At 56.8% G+C, this 6,434-nt stretch carries 5 protein-coding genes; all 5 read left to right on the top strand.

Translation table 11 applies throughout. From position 1 onward, the window contains the following. A partial coding sequence (locus MOV75_RS23465; RefSeq protein ID WP_247006704.1) for an NAD(P)-dependent oxidoreductase occupies nucleotides 1–724 on the top strand: 724 nt, incomplete at its 5' end. A 459-nt stretch (nucleotides 725–1,183) separates the two neighbouring features. Beyond that, nucleotides 1,184–2,722 (top strand): aminoacyl-histidine dipeptidase, encoded by a 1,539-nt coding sequence (locus tag MOV75_RS23460; protein WP_247006703.1) that lies wholly within the window; start codon nucleotides 1,184–1,186, stop codon nucleotides 2,720–2,722. Between the two features lie 126 nt (nucleotides 2,723–2,848). Continuing rightward, nucleotides 2,849–3,913: a sugar ABC transporter substrate-binding protein gene (locus MOV75_RS23455; RefSeq protein ID WP_247006701.1), complete on the top strand. Its 1,065-nt coding sequence runs from the start codon at nucleotides 2,849–2,851 to the stop codon at nucleotides 3,911–3,913. Between the two features lie 64 nt (nucleotides 3,914–3,977). Further along, complete coding sequence (locus MOV75_RS23450) at nucleotides 3,978–5,510, top strand: sugar ABC transporter ATP-binding protein (protein WP_247006700.1); 1,533 nt, start codon at nucleotides 3,978–3,980, stop codon at nucleotides 5,508–5,510. Between the two features lie 4 nt (nucleotides 5,511–5,514). Continuing rightward, on the top strand, nucleotides 5,515–6,434 hold a 920-nt coding region (locus tag MOV75_RS23445; protein ID WP_247006699.1), incomplete at its 3' end, for an ABC transporter permease.

The raw sequence follows: 6,434 nt of genomic DNA, 5'->3' as shown, positions 1-6,434 counted from the left end.
GGCCTGCGCCGCAAGAGACATAACGGTGTCGAACATCCGGAACTACGCGACCAATACTGTCCCGGAGCACACCTTTGCACTGGTCTTGGCGTTACGCCGAAGCCTGCTCGAATACCGGGATTCCGTGCGTGCCGGTCGGTGGTCGTCATCCGCCCAGTTCTGCTATTTCGACCATCCGATCCGCGACCTTGCTGGATCAGTTCTTGGCATCATCGGCGATGGTGCGTTGGGCAGAGCGGTTGCGGACATCGGTCGCGCGTTCGGCATGCGTGTCCTCTTCTCATCCTACAAGGGCGTCTCTGGTATGGGGCCGTTGTACACGCCGTTCGAAGATGTATTGCGCATGAGCGACGTCATTACCCTTCACGCACCCCTCACGCCCGCCACGCGAAACATGATAGCTGCCCACGAATTCGCCCTGATGGACCGCAGGCCCTTGCTGATAAACACGGCAAGAGGAGGTCTCGTAGACGAAGTGGCCTTGGGCGAGGCTCTTCGCAACGGGCTCATCGCCGGGGCAGGATTTGATGTCACTACCGTTGAGCCCCCGCCAGACGATCATCCGCTTGTGCGTTTGACGGACTTGCCAAACTTTATTCTTACTCCACATGTGGCATGGGCCAGCCGGGAGGCGATTCAATCACTCGCTGATCAGTTGGTGGCCAACATTGAGGCATGTTGGAGCGGCCGCCCTAAGAATGTCGTAGGGCCCCCTGTGGCTTGAGCGCATTCCGCTGCGACGGGGATGATGACATCCGGGCAGTAACGACTATCCGAATTGTCTTTAACGACGCCGGTTGTTTCCGCTATTCCGTTGATGCTGGAGAGAAGCGAGCGCTCCGCTCCGCATCGTCAGCATGTATGAGGCGTCCGCTTCACCTGACGCCGCAGTGATCGAAAAAGGTCTTGCGATTAAATCAGTGAGCGGCGCTGTGCTTCGTCGACGTCTCCGATCGCCGTTCGCTCACGACGGGTCCGCCTCAGTTCTCGTCGCGGCGCTCACGAGCGTTCAATAAGCTGCAGCATCTTTTCGTGTAGCCATGAGCCGTCATCATGGGCGCCTTCAAGTGAACGCAGCTCACTCAACCGCATAAGCAATTCGTTTGATGCGGCATTCATAGTTCCTATCATAGCACTTCGAAGCGATCGCATCCAAGCGGCGCCGGGCAATGGGAGGAAGATGATGTCTGCGCACCAGGCCTTGACCGATAGCGTGAACGGACGACGGACCGAAACTCGAGGGATGGCTGGTCAGACTAACGGGATCCTTTCCGGTCTTAAACCCGAAATCTTCTTTCGCTATTTTGAAGAAATTAGCCGGATCCCGCGAGGCTCGTACAACGAGAAGCAGGTTAGCGACTACATCGCCAAGTTCGCGCGGGATCGTGGGCTCGAATACTTCCAAGACGACATCCATAACATCCTCGTTAAAAAGCCTGGAACGCGTGGGTACGAGAACGCGGCTCCCGTAATCTTCCACGGTCATACCGACATTGTGTGCGAAAGCGATGAAGGAGTGCATCACGACTTCGAGAAGGAGGGTATCAAACTTCGGATCGATGGTGACTTCATCCATGGCACGGGCACGACGCTCGGCGCGGACAATGCTGTAGGAGTCGCGCTCGCTTTATCAGTGCTCGACTCGACAGATATTCCACATCCACCCTTGGAGGTCGTGCTTACTGTACAGGAGGAAGTTGGGAAAGGGGGGGCACAGCATTTCGACGCATCTCGCCTCACTGGAAAGCGGCTGATCGACTTCAATTGGCACGATCCCAAAAGCCTCTTCGCGGGGTGCGCAGGCGATATATCGGCCCGCTTCCGGATTCCGATCGAATGGCAGAAACCCCCGGCTCGCCTGACGACGCTGCGCGCGTTCGTAAAGGGGCTCAGCAGCGGTCACTCGGAGTTCGACATTCATCTCGAGCGCGCAAATGCGATCGTCCTTCTCGCCCGAATCCTTGGCGCACTCCTCGACGAGTTGCCGGTTCGGCTTGCCTCGGTCAATGGAGGGGTCAATCGATACGTCATCCCAGGCGACGCCGAAGCAATCCTGCTCGTACATCAAGCTGATTTCGACCGCGCCAACGAAATTGTCAGCAGTGTCTCGGCGGATCTCAAAAAGGAATTCTTCGTCAGCGACCCGAAGCTTGAGGTCGGGTTGGAATTGCACGCCGAAGCCGTAGAACGTGTCTTTTCAGATGTCACCGCCGCCTCGGTCGTCCAGGCCATCACACTCACGCCGAATGGCGTCCAGAGCATGAGCCTCACCATTGCCAACCTGGTGGAGAGCTCGAACACGATAGCCTTGCTGTCGACAAGCGACGAGGAAGTCGAGGTTCTTTCGACGATTCCAAGTGCGATCAGCTCGCGACGCTACGCGATCCTGAAACGCATCGAGCGATTAGCCGCACTGATGGGACGCGGTACGAAGGTTACGACGTTCGCCGACTGTCCCGAGTGGCCCTACAACAAGGACTCGAAGCTCTTGGCGGTGGCGACGCGCGCCTACGAGGAGACCCTCAAGGTCAAGCCGCATGTGGAGGTGTCGCATTCGAGCCTCGAACTGGGCCTCTTCAATAAGAAGATTCCCGGAATCGACATGATCTCGATCGGGCCTGAAGCCTTCGACGTCCATACAACTCGAGAGCGCCTCAATCATACTACGGTCGAGCCCATTTGGCGGCTTTTAAGGGAAATTCTCCGCAGTCTCAAAGATTAGCGGCAGGACACCGCATCGAGCGAAACTGATCGTTTGCGGCGCTCCGTGTCATCGGAGCGATCGGTGAGGGCTGCCCGCGTTTGCGCGTGCGGCAAGTGCAGTATGGAAAAACATTGGAGGGGAAACATGAGACGTTCTTTTAGCATGCCGTTTGCTGCCGCCTTGTTGGCGGTGATGATCGTTCCCGGGGCGCGTGCCGCTGATTACGGCGCCGTATTTCCCGGAATTCTCATGGACAAAGTAATTCCGCCGACCGGTAGGGAGGCAAAGCCGCAAGCCAAGAGCAACCGGCCACTCAAGGTCGGTTTCCTGCCGACGGCCATGGACACGTACTATCAAAGAGTCCTAGCGGGCGTTAAGGAGGAGATCGATAAGTTAGGCGGACCTGGTACGATCCAGTTGCTCGTTCAGGCGCCAAAGAGCCAATCCGCGACGGACGATCAGGTCCGCACGATGGAGGCTTGGATCAACGAGCACGTAGATGCGATCGCTGTCGCTCTCTACAACGAGGGAGCCTTGGAACCCCTGATCCGACGGGCGACTGAGGCCGGGATTCCTGTGTTCCTGTTCAATTCGCCTGTCGCGGACGATCCATACTATGTGAGTGATATCGGATACGACCAGAGTGACGGCGGTCGTGCTCAAGCCCAGTGGATCGTCGACCGCTACAAGGACAAGGGCGAGGTCAAGATCGCCATCCTGGAAGGGCTGCCTGGACCGCATACGGCTCAGCGCATGAAGGGGTTCAATGAGGTTATCTCGAAGTATCCGAACCTCAAGATCGTTGCGAAGCAGCCTGCTGGTTGGGTGCGGGCGCAAGGTCTCAGCGTGACGGAAAACATGCTCACTGCGCATCCAGACATCGACATTCTCGTCGCGCTTTATGACGAAATGGCATTGGGCGGCCTCCAGGCACTGAAGGCCAGGAAGCTGAACGGAAAAATCGCGATTGTCGGGTACGAAAACATGAAGGAAGCCAATGACGCGATCAAAGTCGGCGACTTTGCCGCGACCGTAGATACCGGCGCAAAGGAAGAAGGGCGCAATATCGTTCGAGCCGTCGAACAGTTTGTCATCAAGGGCGAGGCCGTTCCGAAGAAGATTTTCGTCGCACCGAAGACCTACGATGCCAAGAACATCAGCACGTTCGACCCATCCGACTACATCTACGTCGCGAAGTCCACGAAGTAGATGCTGAGGAGAGAGTCGCGCGCGCGTTGCGCGGCTCTCTCCACGTCGTTGGAGGATCTGTCTAATGGGTCAATCGGAACAAGCTCTGAAAATCACGGGCGTCGGCAAGAGATTCGGCGCGACCAACGCGTTGTCCAACGTTTCGATGAACCTCGCCAAAGGCGAAGTGCTTGGCCTGGTCGGTGAAAACGGTGCCGGCAAATCCACCCTGATGAAAATTCTGGCCGGCGCTCACGTCCGTGACGAAGGAGAGGTCGAGGTCAACGGCGTACACGTCGAAATACGCGAGCCGGCGGATGCGCAACGCGTCGGAATAAGCATCATCTATCAGGAGCTTAGTCTTTTTCCTGATCTGAATGCCGTCGAAAACATCTTTATTGGCCGTGAGATCTCGATTGGGATGTCGCCAAAGCTCACCGCGCCGCTTCGAAAGAAGGCCATGCGCGACCGGGCGCGTCAGATACTAAGCAACGTGCTGAATGTCGAGCTCGATCTCGATTGCCCGGTCGGCTCGCTCACGCTTGCCCAGCGGCAGATCGTAGAAATCGCTCGAGCGTTGAATTCGAACGCAAATATCCTAATCATGGACGAGCCGACCGAAGCACTCGAAAAAGCGGAGAGAGAGCGGCTTGTAAGGATCATCAACGATCTCAAGCGGGCAGGTAAATCCGTCATATACGTGTCCCATAAGCTGGATGAAGTCCTGACGATCTGTGACCGCGTGATCGTCTTGCGCGATGGAGCGTGCGTCGCGGACCTTCCGGCATCGGCGCTCGACGTGAGCAAAGTGATTAGCCTGATGATCGGCGGCTCGCTTGGGAAGCAATTCCCGGCCAGGACGAGCCCGGGCACGGATCCAATCCTCAGAGTAGAAGGGCTCTCTCGAAAAGGAGCCTTCGAAGACATCTGCTTCAATCTACACCAAGGCGAGATTCTAGGGGTCGCAGGACTGGAAGGATCAGGCAAGAGCCCGCTCGTAAGGGCATTATTTGGCGATGGGGCAGCAGATGCAGGCAATATCTTTCTGAAGGGGCAACCGGTCGCGATCGATTCGATATCCTCCGCGATGCACAACGGCATTGCCTTTCTTCCCGCCGAGCGAAAGACACAAGGCATTTTTGCTGAACACAGCGTCGGATGGAATCTGACTGCTCCCAGTCTGCCTAAGTTTGGCGGCATCCGGCTGGATCAACGGGCGGAGCGAAGTCAGTGCATCAAGTATATCAAAGAGATGGGAATTAAGTCGGAAGGTCCGCACCAGCCGATCGGACGCTTGAGCGGCGGCAACCAGCAAAAGGTACTGCTTGCAAGATGGCTCTTGACCGAGCCGGAGGTGATGCTTCTCGAGGAGCCGACCCGTGGGATCGACATTAAAGCCAAGGCAGATGTCTACCAGTTGATCGTAGCGAGTTCTCGGATGGGAAAAGGGATCATCGTCGTTTCGTCCGATAACACGGAGCTGATTGGCTTGTGCCACCGGATTCTCGTGATGTTCGAGGGAGAAGTGGCCGGAGTTCTGGATGCGTCTTCCGCGAGCGAAGAGACCATCGCCTCGCTTTCAATTCAACGGACATGCGAGAAGAATCGTGGAGGATAGGATGTTGGCTGAGACTCTGGACGTGAAGTCGCTCGGATCAAGGTTCAAGCTGTCCGGTGGCGGGAGCGGCATCCTGATTGCATTGATCGTGTTGATTGCCGCGCTCGGTTTGGCTTCGCCGCGTTTTCTGAGCTTGGGAAATCTCACGGATATCACCCGACAGGCCGTTTTCGTCGCTATTATAGCATTCGGCGCGACACTCGTCATAGCCATGCGCGGTATAGATCTCTCGGTGGGCTCAACCCTCGCCTTCACGGGTCTGATCGCTGCGGATCTGATGAACCGGGGGTTCAATCCGTTTGCCAGCATCGCGGCAAGTCTCGCCGCCGGAACACTGATCGGAATTGTAAACGGTGTGTTGGTTGCGAAAGTCAAGATCGCTGACTTCATTGTAACCATGGCGATGATGGTCATGACGCGCGGCTTGATCATGGTCTACACTGAAGGCATTCCCCTCACGGGCTTGTCTAACCCGATCTTCCAGGAGTTCGGTCAAGGCTTCGTCTGGCTTATACCGATGCCGGTGATAATCACCATAGTGACGTTCTTGGCGATCTACTTTCTGCTCTACCAAACGCGGTTCGGGCGCTACACCCTGTCGATCGGCAGCAACCCGGAAGCGGCGCGTCTGGTCGGTATAAGAATCGATCGTATCAAGATCACGGTGTACGCCCTGACGGGATTTCTGGCGGCTCTTTCGGGCGTTCTCCTCACATCTCGACTTGAAGCGGCGATGCCGGAGGCTGGTGAGGGATATGAATTGGACGTGATTGCCGCGGTGGTCATGGGAGGTACGAGTCTTGCCGGCGGCAAGGCATCCCTCTTGGGTACTGCGGCCGGGGCAATTCTCATGGCCGTCGTGCGCAACGGCCTCAATATCCTGAACGTCAACACCTTCTGGCATCAGGTCGTGATCGGCGCGAT

The sequence above is a fragment of the Bradyrhizobium sp. PRIMUS42 genome, assembly GCF_023006515.1.
In the GTDB taxonomy this organism is placed as follows: Bacteria; Pseudomonadota; Alphaproteobacteria; order Rhizobiales; family Xanthobacteraceae; genus Bradyrhizobium.
This window is presented reverse-complemented; position numbering and strand designations above follow the sequence as displayed.